Below are 17091 nucleotides of genomic sequence, written 5' to 3'. Positions count from 1 at the left end.
TTAATAATTTTATAATTTGGGTAACTAAAATTTTTATTTGTAAGATTCTAATAATGATGAAATTTCCATTTTTTCTTTAGAAACTGAAATTCTTCCAGAACGTACAAACTGCATTATGCCGTATGGTTTGAATTTTTTGTATAATTCTTCAATTTCAGAGCGTCTCCCCGATTTTGAAATCACAAAGAAATCCCTTGAAACCGTAACAATCGTAGACTGGCTGTCTTTGATAATATTCTGAATTTGTTTTTCATCAAACAATAAATTTGAAGCGATTTTAAATAATGCATTTTCTAAATATATAGTTTCTTCATCTGTGTGATAAAATGCTTTTATAACTTCAATTTGTTTTTCAATCTGACCAACAATATTCTGAACCCATTTTTCTGTTGTTTCTACAACAATGATAAATCTAGAAACATTCTCTATTTCTGATTCAGAAACATTTAGACTTAATATATTAATGTGACGCTTTAAGAATATACCTGATATTCTATTTAATAAACCCACGTTATTTTCTGAGTATACCGATATGGTAAATGTTTTATCTTCCATTTTGTTTTTTAGTTTATTTTGTTTCAAGTTTCAGGTTTCACGTTCTCAACAGAACCTGAAACCTGAAACTTGAAACCTGAAACTTTTCCTAGCTTAATCTAATTTCTGAAACACATGCTCCTGTTGGAATCATTGGGAAAACGTTGTTTTCTTTTTCCACCATGACCTCTAAGAAATAAGATTCTTTTGAAGCCAGCATTTCTGCTACTGCTTCATCTAAATCTTCTCTTTGTGATACTTTTTTAGATTTAATATGGTATCCTTCAGCAATTGCAACAAAATTTGGATTAATCATTTTTGTTGATGCATATCGGTTATCAAAGAACAATTCCTGCCATTGACGCACCATTCCTAAAAATTCATTATTTAAAATGACAATTTTTACAGGAACCTTAGTCTGAAAAATAGTTCCCAATTCCTGAATTGTCATCTGGAAACCTCCATCACCAATAATAGCAACTACTTCACGATCTGGTCTTCCCATTTTAGCTCCAATTGCGACTGGCAAAGCAAATCCCATTGTTCCTAATCCGCCTGAAGTAATATTACTTTTTGTTGAATTAAATTTAGCATAACGACAAGCAAACATTTGGTGCTGACCAACATCTGAAACGATAATAGCATCACCTTTTGAGTGTTTGTTAATCATTTCAATAGTTTCTCCCATTGAAATTCCTTTATTGTTCGTTGGATTTAATTCTTCATTAATAACCGTTTCAACCTCTATCTTTTGTAATTCTTTGAATTCATTGTGCCAAGATTCATGAGAATTGTTTTCGATTAAAGGCAGTAAAGCATTTAAAGCTTCTCTGACATCTCCTAAAACAGCAACTTCTGTTTTTACGTTTTTATCGATTTCTGCAGGATCAATTTCAAAGTGAATCACTTTTGCCTGTTTTGCATACGTTTTTAAACTTCCCGTAACACGGTCATCAAAACGCATTCCTAATGCAATAAGCACATCACATTGATTAGTAAGCATATTTGGTCCATAATTTCCATGCATTCCCAGCATTCCAACATTTAAAGGATGATCTGTTGGAAGAGCCGAAAGACCTAAAATAGTCCAACCAGCTGGAATTCCCGATTTTTCAATTAAAGCTTTTAACTGCTCTTCGGCTTGACCGAGAATAATACCTTGTCCAAAAACAATAAAAGGCTTTTTGGCACTATTAATTAAGGTCGCAGACTTCGGCAACTTTATCTAATTTTAATTTTGGAACCGGAACATAACTTCTAATTCCAGTACATTTTTCATAACTAAAATCAAACTCATCAAACTGAGCATTTTTAGTAATATCAATTAATACAGGTCCTGGACGTCCAGAACGAGCGATATAAAAAGCTCTTGCTATAATTTCAGGAATTTCAGAAGCCTCCGTTACCTGATAATTCCATTTTGTAACCGGAGTAGAAATTCCGATAATATCTGTTTCCTGAAAAGCATCAGAACCCAATAAATGTTTTCCAACTTGTCCCGTGATACAAACCATTGGTGTTGAATCGATTTGAGCATCTGCAATTCCAGTTACAAGATTAGTTGCTCCCGGCCCAGAAGTAGCAATTGCCACTCCTACTTTTCCTGTAGCTCTTGCATATCCTTGAGCCGCATGCGTTGCACCTTGTTCGTGACGTACTAAAACGTGGTGTAATTGATCTTGAAATTTATATAATTCGTCATAAACCGGCATGATTGCTCCTCCTGGATAACCATAAACCAAGTCTACTCCCTCTGCTAATAAACATCTTATAACGGCTTCTGCCCCTGATATTTTCATAGTATATTTTGTTTTATCAATGTCAATTTCAAAAATCAATATCAAAAAATTCAATGGCAATGTCAAAATCAATTTTAATGAAAAATTCTAAATTGATTTTTTTTTTGCTATTTGATTTTTGATGTTGTTATTGTCATTGCTATTGATTTTTGATATTGTTATTTAATTAGTTATCGGTAACGCGACTTGTTGAAGCGCTTGACACCGATCTTGCATATTTAAGTAAAACTCCTTTTGTCACTTTTAACGGCGGTTGTACCCAAGCCGCTTTTCTAGCCGCAAATTCTTCGTCGGAAATCTTCAGGTCAATAGTATTTTTTACAGCATCGATCGCAATTAAATCGCCATCTTTTACTAGAGCAATACCACCACCATCATAAGCTTCTGGTGTTACGTGTCCTACCACGAATCCATGCGAACCTCCAGAGAACCTTCCATCTGTAATAAGAGCACAGCCGCTTCCTAATCCAGCACCAATAATCGCAGATGTAGGTTTCAGCATTTCAGGCATCCCTGGACCACCTTTTGGCCCGCAATACCTGATGACGACTACATTACCTGGTTTTATTTTTCCGGCCTGAAGACCTGGGATTACTTCAAATTCTCCTTCAAAAACTACAGCTGGTCCTTCAAAATATTCTCCTTCTTTACCACTGATTTTTGCAACAGCACCTTCAGAAGCAAGATTTCCGTATAAAACCTGAATATTTCCTGTAGGTTTTAATGCTTTTTGAATTTCATGGATTACTTGCTGTCCGTCTTGTAAATCTGGAATACTTGCTAAGTTTTCTGCAACCGTTTTTCCAGTTACAGTTAAACAATCTCCATGAATTAATCCTTCTTTCAGTAAATATTTCATTACTGAAGGAATACCTCCAACTTCATGAATATCTTCCATCATATATTTACCACTTGGCTTCATGTCAGCCAAAACTGGTGTTTTGTCATTAATTGCTTGGAAATCATCCAAAGTAATTTTGATATCAACAGCGTGAGCCATTGCAATTAAGTGCATAACTGCATTTGTAGAACCTCCTAAAACTGCTACAATTGTAATAGCATTTTCGAAAGCTTTGCGAGTCATAATATCTCTTGGCTTAATATCTTTTTCTAATAAAACTTTAATAGCAACACCTGCAGCAAGACATTCATCTCTTTTTTCCTGACTTAAAGCAGGGTTTGAAGAACTGTATGGCAAACTCATTCCTAATGCCTCAATTGCAGAAGACATTGTATTTGCAGTATACATACCACCACACGCACCAGCACCAGGACAGGCATTTTGAATAACACCTTTAAAGTCTTCTGGTGTAATTTCATTTTTTACTTTTTTACCTAAAGCTTCAAAAGCAGAAACAATATTAAGTGATTCTCCTTTCCATTTTCCAGAGTGGATTGATCCTCCGTAAACCATCATCGATGGACGGTTTAATCTTCCCATTGCGATTAATGCTCCAGGCATATTTTTATCACAGCCAGGAATTGCAATTACACCATCATACCATTGTCCACCTACAACTGTTTCAATAGAATCTGCAATTACATCACGAGAAACCAATGAAAAACGCATTCCTTCCGTTCCATTAGAAATTCCGTCACTGACACCAATGGTATTAAAAATAAGTCCGACAAGATCTACATCCCAAACACCTTTTTTAACATCTTTTGCTAAATCATTTAAGTGCATATTACAAGTGTTACCATCGTAACCCATGCTCACAATACCAACTTGTGCTTTTTTTAAATCTTCTTCAGTTAAACCAATTCCGTACAACATTGCTTGCGCCGCAGGCTGTGTTTGATCTTGAGTGATGGTCTTGCTGTACTTATTTAATTCCATTATTGTTTTATTTTATTTTAATTTTTATTCCAAAAAAAAACCTTCCAGTATTTGGAAGGTTTGTAATATAGTTTTTCAATTATATTTATAACATTCCCGATGCAGATGTGTGAATCACATTGACAACAACGACAGAAATAATAATAATTGAGATTTGCATCATTTACTTTTTAGTGTCACAAAAGTAGCTAAACTTATGGAACTAAAAAAATAAAATCTCAACATTTCAAATACTTCTTGTGATTATCTTCACTTTTTAACAAAAAATATTAAACAATTGTAGATTGCCCAATACTTACATTATCATTATTAAAATACAGTAAATCATCTTTACTGAAAATAAAATTAGAAACGAACTCTCCTACTTCATTTGTTCCAAATTTTGAATCTGGTTTTAAGTCAACTGTTACAACTTTGTACTCAATTGCTTTTTCAACGGCTTTATAGATTACATTAGCTTCTTTAGTTAATCCAAAATGCTCTAGCAAAAGTGCAATTGCTAAAATCGAAGCAATCGGATTAGCAATATTTTTTCCTTTTGCCTGCGGATATGATCCGTGAATTGGCTCAAACAAAGCATTTTTTTCGCCTAAAGATACTGATGGCAATAAACCAATTGATCCTGTAATTACACTAGCTTCATCAGATAAAATATCTCCAAACAAGTTCTCGGTTAAAATCACATCAAATTGTTTTGGATTTAAGATTAACTGCATTGCCGCATTGTCAACAAATAAGAAATCTAAAGCGACGTCTGGATAATCTGAGCTCACTTTCTGAACTACTTTTCTCCACAATCTTGAAGTTTCCAAAACATTAGCTTTGTCTACCATTGTTAACTTCTTACGACGTTTTTGTGCCGATTTAAAAGCTAAATGTGCAATTCTAGTGATTTCTTCTTCTGTATATTCACATAAATCAGAAGCGTGCGTTCCTTCTTCGTTTAATGTTTTAGCTCCAAAATAAGCACCTCCTGTTAATTCTCTGAAAATTGTAAAATCTGCTCCTTCAATAATTTCTCTTTTTAAAGGAGAAGCATCAATTAACGCTTTATAAGGTTTTATTGGACGGATATTTGCAAACAAGCCCAATTCTTTACGAAGCTTTAACAATCCTTGTTCTGGACGAACTTTTGCATTTGGGTTGTTATCATATTTTGGATCACCAATAGCCCCAAGCAAAACTGCATCTGTATTTAAACACAAATTAAGCGTTTGTTCCGGCAAAGGATTTCCTGTTTTATCAATTGCAACTGCTCCCATGAGCGCATCTTCAAAAACAAATTCATGATTGTAAACTTCAGCAATAGCGTACAACGCTTTTTTTGCTTGTAAAATAACCTCAGGTCCAATTCCATCTCCTGGCAAAACTGCAATTTTCAAATTCATAACGTCTCGTTCTTTATGTATTTAAATCCTTATATTATTTTTTCTCTTTCTTCTTCGCTCTATTTTCTATTCTCTTCTTAACTAGCTTCTAATTAATTCACCTTCAATTTTAGAAGCTTCGATAATCTGATGAATATCAGCATCTACTACTTCTTTTTTGATATCAGCAAATTTCAAAAACTCAATGTATACAATATCCAACTGTATTTTTGTAAGCTCGTAACCCACTTTTTTAGCTCTATAAGCCAAAGTCGCCCTTCCGCTTCTTGCTGTCAAAATAATTGAAGATTCGTTTACACCAACTTCAAGCGGATCCATGATCTCATAAGTTGCTCTGTTTTTGATAACACCATCTTGGTGAATACCAGAACTATGGGCAAAAGCATTTGCTCCCACAATCGCTTTATTTGGCTGTACAATCATTCCCATACTTTCAGAGACCAAACGACTCATTTCGTTCAATTCTCTTGTATTAATGTTTGTATCTAAATTTAGGTAAGGATGTTGTTTAAAAATCATTACCACTTCTTCAAGTGCTGTATTTCCAGCTCTTTCTCCAATACCATTAATTGTACATTCTATTTGTCTTGCTCCATTTATAGCACCTGAAATTGAATTTGCAGTTGCCATTCCTAAATCATTATGACAGTGACATGAAAGGATTACGTTTTCGATTCCTTTTACGTTTTCTTTTAAATACTTAATTTTTGCTCCGTATTCTTCTGGAAGACAATATCCAGTAGTATCAGGAATATTCAATACTGTTGCTCCAGATTTAATCACTTCTTCACAAACCTTTGCCAAGAAAGCATTATCTGTTCTACCTGCATCTTCTGCGTAGAATTCAACATCTTCTACATAAGACTTTGCATGTGCCACAGCGTATTTTGCTCTTGCAATAATATCTTCTGGAGTAGTATTTAATTTGTGGAGGATATGAGATTCTGAAGTTCCGATTCCAGTATGGATTCTAGGTCTCTTAGCGTGCTTTAAAGCAATTGCGAGCAACATCAATGTCATTTTTTACGGCTCTTGTTAGTCCGCAGACCGTTGCATTTTCTACAATTTTACAAATCTCAGAGACGGATAAAAAATCGCCTGGACTTGATACAGGAAAGCCTGCTTCGATAATGTCAACTCCCATTTTGTCAAGTCGTTCTGCGATAACTAATTTTTGCTTAGTATCTAACTTACATCCTGGAACTTGTTCACCATCTCGCAAAGTGGTGTCAAAAATTTGAACTTTCTCTCTATTCATATTCATTTATTTAATGTAATTTCACATCTTGATAACAAATATATATTGTACTACCGCAGTACCAAATTCATTTTAATGAAATTATACTGTTCATAAAACGATTTATACCTTATTAATTACTTTAATATCAATAAGTTACATTATTATTTTTTACAATGGCTAACCATCAAAAAGATTTCTTATTTGTTTTAATCAAATCACTTTCGAAATCAGAAAAAAGGCAGTTTAAAATTTTTGCAAGCCGATTAGAGACGAGTTCAAACACAAAATTTATCGAGTTATTCAACATTCTTGATAAATCTGAGGTTTACGATGAAAAGCTGATTCTGAAAAGCGGTATTATTCAGAAGGTACAGCTATCTAATTTAAAATCATACTTGTACAAACAAATCCTAGTAAGTATCCGATTGAATATTCCGAGCCAGAATATTCGTTATCAGCTTCGTGAACAAATGGATTTTGCTGTTATTCTTTATAATAAAGGATTGTATAAACAGAGTTTGAAAATTTTAGATAAAACAAAACAGCAGGCACTTGAGAATGATGAAAAATATATGGCCTATGAAATTGTTGAGTTTGAAAAACTAATCGAATCACAATACATTACCCGAAGTATTCAAGGTCGCGCTGACGAACTGGTTGTTCAGGCTAAAGAATTGAATTATCGTAATACTATTTCGAGTAAATTATCCAATTTATCGCCGCAGTTATACGGAATAATGCTTAAAACGGGTTACGTAAAAAGTGATACGGAATACAAATATATTGACGATTATTTTCATAGACATATTGCAAAGTTGGATGAAAGTAAATTCGGATTCCGTGAGAAATATTGGTTTTACAATGCTAATTTATGGAGAAGTTTTCTAGTTCAGGATTTCTTGGCTAGTTATAAATATGCCTATAAATGGGTACAGCTTTTCTACGATAATCCTAGTATGATTTATTTGAATCCGGTGTTTTTCTTAAAAGGAAATCATTATTTCTTAGAATCGCTTTATATGTTAAAGTATAAATCTAATTTCAAGAAATACTTGAATCTTTTGGAAGAAACTATCACAGATCCAAAATTCCCCGCAAATGATAATATTGCCTCACTTTCATTTTTATATGTATATAATAATAAATTAAATCTGCATATTTTAGAAGGAACTTTTGCCGAAAGTGAATATCTAATTCCAGAGATTCTCACTAAACTTAAAGTCCACAGTGAGCATCTTGATGAACACCACGAAATGTTGTTTTTCTATAAGATTGCTTCTATTTACTTTGGAGTTGAAAAATACAACGAATGCATTAATTATTTAGATAAAATCATAAATAACAAGAACTTAACGATGCGCGAAGATTTGATGTGCTTTGCGAGACTTTTATCTCTAATTGCACATTATGAACTTGGGAAAGATTATTATTTAGAAAATCATCTTAAAAGCACTTATAAGTTTTTATTGAAAATGAATGATTTACATGAAGTTCAAAAAGAAATCATCAAATTCCTTAGAAATTTAAACAACTTTTACCCTGCTGATATTAAGAAAGAATTCAAAAAAATGCACGCTCGTTTTGTAGAGTTGGAAAAGAACACTTACGAAAAAAGAGCGTTCTTGTATCTAGATATTATTTCCTGGCTGGAAAGTAAAATTGAAAACCGAAAAATTGCTCGCTATTATTAGGGAAAAAGCGAAGTTGAATAATCGATAAGTTTTTTAAATTCCAATTCTCTAAATTCTAAATTCCAATAACAAAAGCGCTAAAAAAACTTACTTTTTTAGCGCTTTTTTTGTCATCCTGAGGAACGAAGGATCACACTCGTAAATCAACAAAGATTGGAAAATTACTATTCGATAGTTTCTAGTGTGATCCTTCGTTCCTCAGGATGGCAAATTTTACGCAAAAACAAACCCGACAGGTTTTAAAAACCTGTCGGGTTTAGTATTAATAAATTCCAATTTTGGAATTTGGGATTTTTGTATTGGAATTTTTAAAATTTATTCCACAATATTAGAAGTCGTTACATAGAAATTTTTATCTACTTCAAGCTTTCTATCTTCGTTTGTTGTTTTTACCGACTGCCATTCTGTTGTTGGTTTTAGCAAAGTTTCTACTCCGTTAATTTTAACCTTAACAGGCATATCAAACTTGGAAACACAATTTGTCCAGTGGTAACCCAGCGTTCCATTTTTAAACAGATATTCAAAAACTGGAATTTGAGTCGTAGTTAAATATTGCGCATAAACTCTGTTGAAATTAATTCCAGACTGGTCATTTATATAATCTTCAATTTGTTTTGAAGTCACCGTTTGGTGGTAAAAAGTTTTATTTAAACCTCTTAAAATCGATTTCCATTTAGCATCATCATTAATAATCTGGCGGATGGTATGCGGCATGTTCGCCCCTTTCGGATACATATCACCAGAACCTTCATTATTTACATCATAATGACCAATAATAGGCGTATCATTCTGAATGTTTTTTCTGCGACCAATTACATATTCAGCCCCAGCTTCTTTTCCATAGTAATACTCAACAAAAAGACTTTCTGAATAATTAGTAAAACTTTCATGGATCCACATGTCAGCGATATCTTTGTAGGTAATATTATTAGCAAACCATTCGTGACCCGATTCATGAATAATAATAAAGTCGAATTTTAATCCCCAGCCCGTTCCGCTTAAATCGCGCCCTAAGTAACCTTGTTTGTATTGATTTCCATAAGTTACAGAACTTTGGTGTTCCATTCCTAAATAAGGAACTTCTACCAATTTATAACTATCTTCATAAAACGGATAAGGTCCAAACCAGCTTTCAAAAGCTTTAAGCATCTTTGGAGCATCTTTAAAATGTTCTTTTGCTAAAGCCAAATTATCTTTTAAAACATAATAATTACAGTCTAAATCACCTTTTTCTCCCTTGAATACTTCAGAAAAATTTACGTAATCACCAATATTAATATTTACTCCGTAATTGTTTATCGGGTTTGAAACGTACCAGTTAAATGTTTTTGTTCCGTCTTTTTCTTTTTTAACACTTTGCAGTCTTCCATTAGAAACTTCCGTTAAATCTCCAGGTACATTTACACTAATTAACATGTTTTCAACTTCATCATACATATGGTCTTTACATGGCCACCAAACACTTGCACCTAAACCCTGACAAGATGTAGCGATAAAATCTTTTCCATTTTTATCTTTTTTCCAAGAAAATCCTCCATCCCATGGTGCTCTAACCGCTTCTTTTGGTTTTCCACTATAGGAGATTACAATTTCTTTTGTATCTCCAACTTTCTGTTTCTCCGTTAAAGTAATGAAGAAAGCATTCCCGTCTCTTTCAAACTTTAAATCTTTTCCATTCTGAGTCACCTTTGTAATATTCATTGGTTCCTGCAGATCAATCTGCATCCTGTTGTTTTCGGTTAAAACTGTGTAACGAACAGTGTTAGAACCTGAAATTGATTTTTCAGAAGGATTTACCTTTACATTCAAATGATAGTATTTTAAATCCCACCAAGCTCTTTCCTTTGTAATGCTGCAGCGTAAAGTATCTTGATGTGTAAAAACCGTTTCTGACTTATTTAAAAGTCCTTGAGCATTAGCGCTGAAACCAATTAAAAAAGCAGTTAAAATGCTTCCAAAGTATTTTTTCATTAGTTAGAAATATAAAATAAATAAGTATATATCCCGAAACTTCGGGAATTAATCTACAGCAAATGTAAACATTCGAATTAAGTTTTTTAAAATTTTATGATTTCTATTCGAGTGATGCTACATCAAAAATCATTATTCTTCTCTATTTTAGCATAATAAAATTACCGTCACTCTTATGAAATTTTATTTATTCCTTTTTTCAATCATCGTGGTCTCTGTTAACCGAATTTATTCGCAGACTATTCCAGTCTATAAGGTTAATGAAGAAATAACTGTAGACGGTGATTTGTCAGACTGGAAAAATACTTTTCTAGGTCCGTTTGTAATTCATAATTCTGGTGAAAAAGCGACTCAAAATACTTTTGTTTCACTTTCGTGGAATGATGAAAACTTATATATCGCTTACAAATGCACCGATTCTAAAATTATTGGAAAAGCGCAAAAGAAAGATTCCCAGATTTTTTATACCGATGATTTGGTAGAAATTTTTATTGATCCTGATGGAGACGGTCAAAATTATATTGAGATTGGAGTCAATGCATTTTCAACTAACTATGACCTACTTTTAAAATGTATTTCTCCTGAATGCGCATGGATGGAAGACCTCAATGCAATTTGATATTAAAGGAATGGAATCTGTCAGCAAAATTAATCCAGAAGGCTATACTATAGAAATTAAAATTCCGTTTTCTAGTCTTGAAAAAATTAAAAACGGTAATTTTTCAAAACCAATAAAAGGTACAAAATGGAAAGCAAATACTTTTAGAATTGATTACGGTAACACGATTGAATACCTTGCATTACAACCGTATAAGAGTTTAAAATTTGGCTTTCATCAGCCACAGGAATTTGCTGTTTTTGAGTTTGTGGAGTGATTTGATTTATTTGTTTCAGGTTTCAGGTTTTAGGTTATCGCGCGTAACTCGAAACCTGAAGCCTGACACCTGAAACAAAACTTTACTTCTGACGTTTCTTCAAAACTTCCACCACATCATTCAACTGAAATCCTTTTGCTTGCAATAAAATTAAATAGTGAAAAAGTAAATCAGCGCTTTCGCTAAGAAACAAATCATCATTATCATCTTTTGCTTCAATAACCACTTCTACAGCTTCTTCACCAACTTTTTGAGCAATTTTATTGATTCCCTTTTCGAATAAAGAGGCAACATAACTCTTATCAGAATCAGCATTTTCCCTGCGTGTTTTGATTGTGTTTTCTAATTGAGAAATAAAACCGTAGTTCGCAGTATTCGGTTCCTGCCAGCAAGTATCTGCGCCTGTGTGACAAGTTGGACCGACAGGTTTTGCCTGAATTAAAAGTGTATCGCCGTCACAGTCATTTTTAATATCTACAAGCTCTAAAAAATTTCCACTCTCCTCGCCTTTTGTCCAAAGTCTTTGTTTGGATCGGCTGAAAAATGTTACTTTCTTCGTTTCTATTGTTTTCTGCAATGATTCTTCATTCATATACCCCAGCATCAGAACATTTTTTGTCTCTGAATCCTGAATTATTGCTGGAATCAATCCGTGTGCGCTTTTTATATCTACGTTCATTGTATTTTTAGATTTTAGTCCCGATAGCTATCGGGAAGATTTTAGATTTCTTGGCTCTATGATTATTTTAATTTTTGTAATTTAAAAATTGATATTGCAATTGGAATTTGGAATTTAAAAAAATTTGTAATTTCTAAATCCTTACTTCAATATCATTCTTCCTAAGCTCCTCTTTCAAAGCTTTAATTTCGATTTCTTTAAAATGAAAAACGCTCGTGACCAAAGCGAGCATCTGCTTTTCCCTCTTTAAACGAATCTACAAAATGCTGTATATTTCCAGCACCGCCAGATGCAATAATCGGAATATTAATTAAAGTTGACAATTTTGCCAGAGCCTCATTTGCAAAACCATTTTTCGTTCCATCATTGTCCATTGATGTGAAGAGAATTTCTCCGGCGCCGCGTTCTGCAACTTCTACCGCCCAGTCGAACAAATTTAATTCGGTTGGTACTTTTCCGCCAACTAAATGTACGATCCATTGTCCGTCAATTTGTTTGGCGTCGATGGCAACGACAACGCATTGGCTTCCAAATTTCTGAGCTAAATCGTTAATCAATTGCGGATTTTTTACTGCCGATGAATTGATTGAAACTTTATCTGCACCGTTATTCAGCAGAATTTCAACATCTTCTACAGAAGAAATACCGTCGCCAACCGTAAACGGAATATTAATTTTCTCCGCTACACTTCGTACCATATTTACCAAAGTCTTCCGACGTTCTTCTGTAGCCGAAATATCCAGAAAAACCAATTCATCTGCACCTTCAGCAGAGTAAATCTCCGCCAGCTCGACAGGATCTCCCGCATCACGCAAGTCAACGAAATTAACGCCTTTTACAGTTCTTCCGTTTTTTATATCTAAGCAAGGTATTATTCTTTTTGCTAACATTTTTCTTTTTGTTAATTGTTAGATGTAAGGTGTAAAATGTTGTTCTCCACAGCGTATAACATTCATTCTACAATTCACTTTTTACATTTTACCAATAATATAATTCTCTAATTGTTTAAGCGAAATTCTTCCCTCGTAAATTGCTTTTCCAATGATGGTTCCTTCACAACCCAATTCAGCTAATTTTGGAAGTTCGTCGAAAGTAGAAATTCCACCCGAAGCGATTAATTTCACTCCTTTTGCTTCTTCTAAAATTTTTCCATACAAATCAAAACTTGGTCCTTCAAGCATTCCGTCTTTTGCAATATCAGTACAGATAACGTACTGAATTCCTTTTGATTGATAATCCTGAATAAACGGTACTAAATCTTCATTCGAATCTTCCAACCATCCTGAAACTGCTATTTTCTCGTCTTTTGCATCGGCACCTAAAATGATTTTATCAGAACCGTATTCTGAAATCCATTTTTCGAAAATTGCTCTGTTTTTAACCGCAATACTACCTCCAGTTATTTGATTTGCACCGCTTTCAAAAGCGATTCTCAAATCATCATCAGATTTTAATCCGCCGCCAAAATCGATCTTTAAACCAGTTTGCGTGGCAATTTGTTCCAAAATCTTATAATTAACAATTTTACTCGATTTTGCACCGTCAAGATCTACTAAATGCAGATATTCGATTCCGTGTGCTTCAAATGATTTCGCCACTTCAAGCGGATTTTCATTGTAAATTATTTTGGTATCATAATCGCCTTTTGACAAACGAACACATTTTCCGTCAATGATATCTATGGCTGGTATTATTCTCATTTTTTGATATTTTAGATTTCTGATTTAGAGTTTAGATTCTAAAAATTGAAATTGATTTTTGATATTGTTTTTTTTCGATTGGAATTTGGAATTTTAAACTTTGGAATTTAATTTAAGGAAATTTCCAAGTATTTTCTCTCCAACAGCGCCGCTTTTCTCTGGATGAAACTGAGTTCCATAAAAATTATCTTTTTGCAAAGCCGATGCATATTCCAGTTCATAATTCGTTGTGGCAATGGCTTCATCGCAATTTAGCGCGTAAAAACTGTGTACCAAATACATAAATTCATTTTCTGGAATGTCTTTAAATAAATCTGATTTCAAATCATAAATCTGATTCCATCCCATTTGCGAGCACTTTTACCTGATTTGAAAATTTGACAACATCTACATCAAAAATACCTAAACCCTTGGTATTTCCTTCCTCAGACGAATTACACATTAACTGCATTCCGAGACAAATTCCTAAAACGGGCTGTTTCAAATTCGGAATCAAACTATCCAAACCACTTTCACGAAGTTTAGCCATTGCCGAACTCGCCTCGCCCACGCCAGGAAAAATCACTTTATCTGCCGACTGAATTTCCTCAGGATTATTACTCAAAACGGCTTTAAATCCCAATCTTTCAATAGCAAACATAATGCTCTGAATATTTCCTGCTCCGTAATTTATGATTACTATTTTCATTTATTTAAGTCTAAAAGTCCAAAGTCTAAAGTCTTAAAGTTGCTTTTTGATATCCATAATTTTGGAATCTTTTGACTTTAAGACTTTCCACTTTTGACTTAATTAAAGCATTCCTTTCGTCGAAGGCAAAATCATTTTTTCTGTATCTCTTTTCACAGCTACTTTTATTGCTTTCGCGAAAGCTTTAAAAATTGCTTCGATTTTGTGGTGTTCGTTAATTCCTTCTGCTTTAATGTTTAAGTTCGCTTTTGCACCGTCTGTAAACGATTTAAAGAAGTGATAAAACATTTCAGTCGGCATTTTACCTACCATTTCACGTTTAAACTCAGTTTCCCAAATCAGCCAGTTTCTTCCTCCAAAATCAATTGCGACCTGCGCTAGGCAATCATCCATTGGAAGACAGAATCCGTAACGCTCAATTCCTAGTTTATTCCCCAATGCTTTTGCGAATACTTCGCCTAATGCAATTGCAGTATCTTCGATGGTGTGGTGCTCGTCTACTTCTAAATCACCTTTTACCAAAATCTCCAAATCCATTTGACCGTGACGTGAAATTTGGTCTAACATATGGTCGAAAAACGCAATTCCAGTATCGATTTTACTCTTTCCAGTTCCATCCAGATTTAGATTGATATAAATATCCGTTTCGTTTGTTTTACGGGTAATTGATGCTGAACGCGCCTCTAATTTTAAAAATTCATAAATCGTCTTCCAATCCATCGATTGCAAAACAATAGTTTCGTCCAATTCCTCACGTTTTGATGAAATCTCATTACTTCCTGCCCCATCTTTATCATTCATAAAAATGGCTTTTGCGCCAAGATTTTTAGCCAATTCAACATCTGTTAAACGATCGCCCAAAACAAACGAATTTTCTAAATCATATTCAGGATTGTTTAAATATTTAGTCAGCATTCCCGTTCTAGGCTTGCGTGTCGGCGCATTATCTTCTGGAAAAGATCGGTCTACAAAAATCTCATCAAACAAAACCCCTTCATTTTCAAAAGCTCTTAAAATGAAATTCTGCGTTGGCCAAAACGTATCTTCAGGAAAACTATCAGTCCCTAATCCGTCCTGATTGGTTACCATTGCCAATTCGTAATCTAATTCACTGGCAATTTTAGCCAAATATTGAAAGGCTTTTGGATAAAATTCTAATTTATCTAAGCTGTCTAATTGTAAATTTTCTGGTTCTAAAACAATCGTTCCGTCACGATCGATAAAAAGTACTTTTTTCATGTTTTATTTTTTGAGAATATAGAAGATAGAGTAAAGAGAATAGATTTTTCATTCTATTTTAAAGTTCTTACCTTTTTTTTCTTACTCTATATTCTTTACTCTATATTCTTTACTCTATATTCTTTACTCTATATTCTTTACTCTATATTCTTTACTCTATATTCTTTACTCTATATTCTTTACTCTATATTCTTTACTCTATATTCTTTACTCTATATTCTTTACTCTATATTCTTTACTCTATATTCTTTACTCTATATTCTTTACTCTATATTCTTTACTCTATTTTTTCTATCTCAACAATTTCAATTCTTTAATCAAAACAGCGTTTTCTTCTTCGGTTCCAATTGTAAAACGAAGACAGTTTTCGCATAAAGGCTGTGTAGTTCGGTTACGAATTACAATTCCTTTCTCGATTAATTGATCGTATCTTTTATTAGCATCATCTACTTTTACCAAGACAAAATTAGCTTCTGTTGGATAAATTTTTTCCACAAAATTAACTTCAAGCAAAACTTTAAGTAATTCTTCCCTTTGCTTTATTATAGAAGTTATTTCTTGTTTTATTTTATCAGAATCCTTTAAACGTTCAATTGCTCTTTGTTGTGTCAATTCGTTTACATTGTAAGGAGGTTTTATCTTGTTTAGAACCGAAATGACAACTTCCGATGCATAACAAATTCCCAAACGAATTCCTGCTAAACCGTAAGCTTTTGAAAGTGTCTGAGTAATAACCAAATTCGGATATTCATCGATTTCTGTAAGCCAGCTTTCTTTTTCTGAAAAGTCAATGTACGCTTCATCAATTACAATTAAACCTTTAAAGTTTTGAAGTAATTTCACAATGCTTTCGTCTGAAAAGAATTCCCAGTCGGGTTGTTTGGCGAACACAAAAAGATGATCTTCGTATTTTCATCCACAGCTTCCAAAATCTTTTCTACTTGAGGCTGAAAGTCATTTGTAAGCAGGATTTCTCTATTTTCTACCGCATTGATATTTGCCAAAACACTGTACATTCCGTATGTTGGCGGCAATGTGATAACATTATCTGTTTTTGGTTCGCAGAAAGCCCTGAAGATCAAATCTAAAACTTCGTCGCTTCCGTTTCCTAACAAAATCTGACTCTGCTTTGTATTGTTATTTTTGGCTAAAATTGCTTTAACCGAATTCTGTCGCGGATCTGGATAACGATTAACACCATTTTGGTACGGATTTTCATTAGCATCCAAAAAAATCATTTCAGCAGTATCAAAATCTTCAAATTCATCTCTTGCAGAAGAATATGGTTTTAAAGATTTTACGTTTTCACGTGTTATTGTATTTATATCAAAAGTGCTCATTTTTTTATTTTTTTTTAAGAGGCAAGAATCAAGATAAAAGACTTTATAAAAATCTTAAATCTGCTCATTCTTATATTGTTTTACTTCTTGAATCTTACTTCTATTCT

At 33.4% G+C, this 17091-nt stretch carries 9 protein-coding genes and 6 pseudogenes; 3 read left to right on the top strand and 12 right to left on the bottom strand.

Annotated elements, in window-relative coordinates; genetic code table 11:
- Positions 1-33: 33 nt before the first annotated feature.
- The 5 genes and pseudogenes from ilvN to ACZZ95_RS18715 form a co-directional block, all read right to left on the bottom strand.
- On the bottom strand, positions 34-555 hold the full coding sequence (gene ilvN / locus ACZZ95_RS18735) for an acetolactate synthase small subunit (protein ID WP_095951222.1): 522 nt from the start codon (positions 553-555) through the stop codon (positions 34-36).
- An 88-nt stretch (positions 556-643) separates the two neighbouring features.
- Positions 644-2333 (bottom strand): annotated as a pseudogene (gene ilvB, locus ACZZ95_RS18730) (biosynthetic-type acetolactate synthase large subunit).
- A gap of 166 nt (positions 2334-2499) precedes the next feature.
- Positions 2500-4173, bottom strand: coding sequence for a dihydroxy-acid dehydratase (gene ilvD / locus ACZZ95_RS18725; protein WP_463470190.1), 1674 nt, complete (start codon positions 4171-4173; stop codon positions 2500-2502).
- 269 nt (positions 4174-4442) lie between these two features.
- Entirely contained in the window at positions 4443-5561 is a 1119-nt protein-coding gene (gene leuB, locus ACZZ95_RS18720) for a 3-isopropylmalate dehydrogenase (protein WP_463470189.1), read from the bottom strand.
- 81 nt (positions 5562-5642) lie between these two features.
- A pseudogene (locus tag ACZZ95_RS18715) lies at positions 5643-6819 on the bottom strand (2-isopropylmalate synthase).
- Between the two features lie 155 nt (positions 6820-6974).
- Here ACZZ95_RS18715 and ACZZ95_RS18710 point away from each other — a divergent pair.
- A pseudogene (locus tag ACZZ95_RS18710) lies at positions 6975-8520 on the top strand (hypothetical protein).
- 287 nt (positions 8521-8807) lie between these two features.
- Here the strand turns inward: ACZZ95_RS18710 and ACZZ95_RS18705 are convergent.
- Positions 8808-10463, bottom strand: a complete 1656-nt coding sequence (locus ACZZ95_RS18705; protein ID WP_463470188.1) for a M1 family metallopeptidase — start codon at positions 10461-10463, stop codon at positions 8808-8810.
- Between the two features lie 175 nt (positions 10464-10638).
- On the opposite strand from ACZZ95_RS18705, the gene ACZZ95_RS18700 reads away from it, so the two are divergent.
- Both ACZZ95_RS18700 and ACZZ95_RS18695 read left to right on the top strand, forming a co-directional pair.
- A complete protein-coding gene (locus tag ACZZ95_RS18700; protein WP_463470187.1) occupies positions 10639-11082 on the top strand; it encodes a carbohydrate-binding family 9-like protein in 444 nt (147 codons plus the stop codon).
- Complete coding sequence (locus ACZZ95_RS18695; RefSeq protein WP_463470186.1) at positions 11072-11338, top strand: DOMON domain-containing protein; 267 nt, start codon at positions 11072-11074, stop codon at positions 11336-11338. The genes ACZZ95_RS18700 and ACZZ95_RS18695 overlap by 11 nt, the downstream gene beginning before the upstream one ends.
- Before the next feature lie 82 nt (positions 11339-11420).
- Here the strand turns inward: ACZZ95_RS18695 and hisIE are convergent, their stop codons facing one another.
- From hisIE to hisC, 6 genes and pseudogenes are all read right to left on the bottom strand, one after another.
- Positions 11421-12017: a bifunctional phosphoribosyl-AMP cyclohydrolase/phosphoribosyl-ATP diphosphatase HisIE gene (hisIE, locus tag ACZZ95_RS18690; RefSeq protein ID WP_463470185.1), complete on the bottom strand. Its 597-nt coding sequence runs from the start codon at positions 12015-12017 to the stop codon at positions 11421-11423.
- Positions 12018-12150: 133 nt separating this feature from the next.
- Positions 12151-12907: pseudogene (hisF, locus tag ACZZ95_RS18685) on the bottom strand (imidazole glycerol phosphate synthase subunit HisF).
- Positions 12908-12988: 81 nt separating this feature from the next.
- Positions 12989-13717, bottom strand: coding sequence for a 1-(5-phosphoribosyl)-5-[(5-phosphoribosylamino)methylideneamino]imidazole-4-carboxamide isomerase (gene hisA, locus ACZZ95_RS18680; RefSeq protein ID WP_463470184.1), 729 nt, complete (start codon positions 13715-13717; stop codon positions 12989-12991).
- Positions 13718-13810: 93 nt separating this feature from the next.
- Positions 13811-14405: pseudogene (gene hisH, locus ACZZ95_RS18675) on the bottom strand (imidazole glycerol phosphate synthase subunit HisH).
- Between the two features lie 102 nt (positions 14406-14507).
- Positions 14508-15644 (bottom strand): bifunctional histidinol-phosphatase/imidazoleglycerol-phosphate dehydratase HisB, encoded by a 1137-nt coding sequence (hisB, locus tag ACZZ95_RS18670; protein WP_463470183.1) that lies wholly within the window; start codon positions 15642-15644, stop codon positions 14508-14510.
- Positions 15645-15935: 291 nt separating this feature from the next.
- Positions 15936-16984, bottom strand: a pseudogene (hisC, locus tag ACZZ95_RS18665) (histidinol-phosphate transaminase).
- Positions 16985-17091 lie beyond the last annotated feature (107 nt).

Source organism: Flavobacterium sp. AC267, from assembly GCF_979258715.1.
The sequence above is the reverse complement of the archived record's forward strand: the minus strand, read 5'-3'. Positions and strand labels throughout refer to the sequence as shown.

What these genes read in the sequence shown, in the direction of transcription:
- ilvN (WP_095951222.1), bottom strand. Translation starts at nt 555, where the DNA reads ATGGAAGATAAAACATTTACCATATCGGTATACTCAGAAAATAACGTG.
- ilvD (WP_463470190.1), bottom strand. Translation starts at nt 4,173, where the DNA reads ATGGAATTAAATAAGTACAGCAAGACCATCACTCAAGATCAAACACAG.
- leuB (WP_463470189.1), bottom strand. Translation starts at nt 5,561, where the DNA reads ATGAATTTGAAAATTGCAGTTTTGCCAGGAGATGGAATTGGACCTGAG.
- ACZZ95_RS18705 (WP_463470188.1), bottom strand. Translation starts at nt 10,463, where the DNA reads ATGAAAAAATACTTTGGAAGCATTTTAACTGCTTTTTTAATTGGTTTC.
- ACZZ95_RS18700 (WP_463470187.1), top strand. Translation starts at nt 10,639, where the DNA reads ATGAAATTTTATTTATTCCTTTTTTCAATCATCGTGGTCTCTGTTAAC.
- ACZZ95_RS18695 (WP_463470186.1), top strand. Translation starts at nt 11,072, where the DNA reads ATGCAATTTGATATTAAAGGAATGGAATCTGTCAGCAAAATTAATCCA.
- hisIE (WP_463470185.1), bottom strand. Translation starts at nt 12,017, where the DNA reads ATGAACGTAGATATAAAAAGCGCACACGGATTGATTCCAGCAATAATT.
- hisA (WP_463470184.1), bottom strand. Translation starts at nt 13,717, where the DNA reads ATGAGAATAATACCAGCCATAGATATCATTGACGGAAAATGTGTTCGT.
- hisB (WP_463470183.1), bottom strand. Translation starts at nt 15,644, where the DNA reads ATGAAAAAAGTACTTTTTATCGATCGTGACGGAACGATTGTTTTAGAA.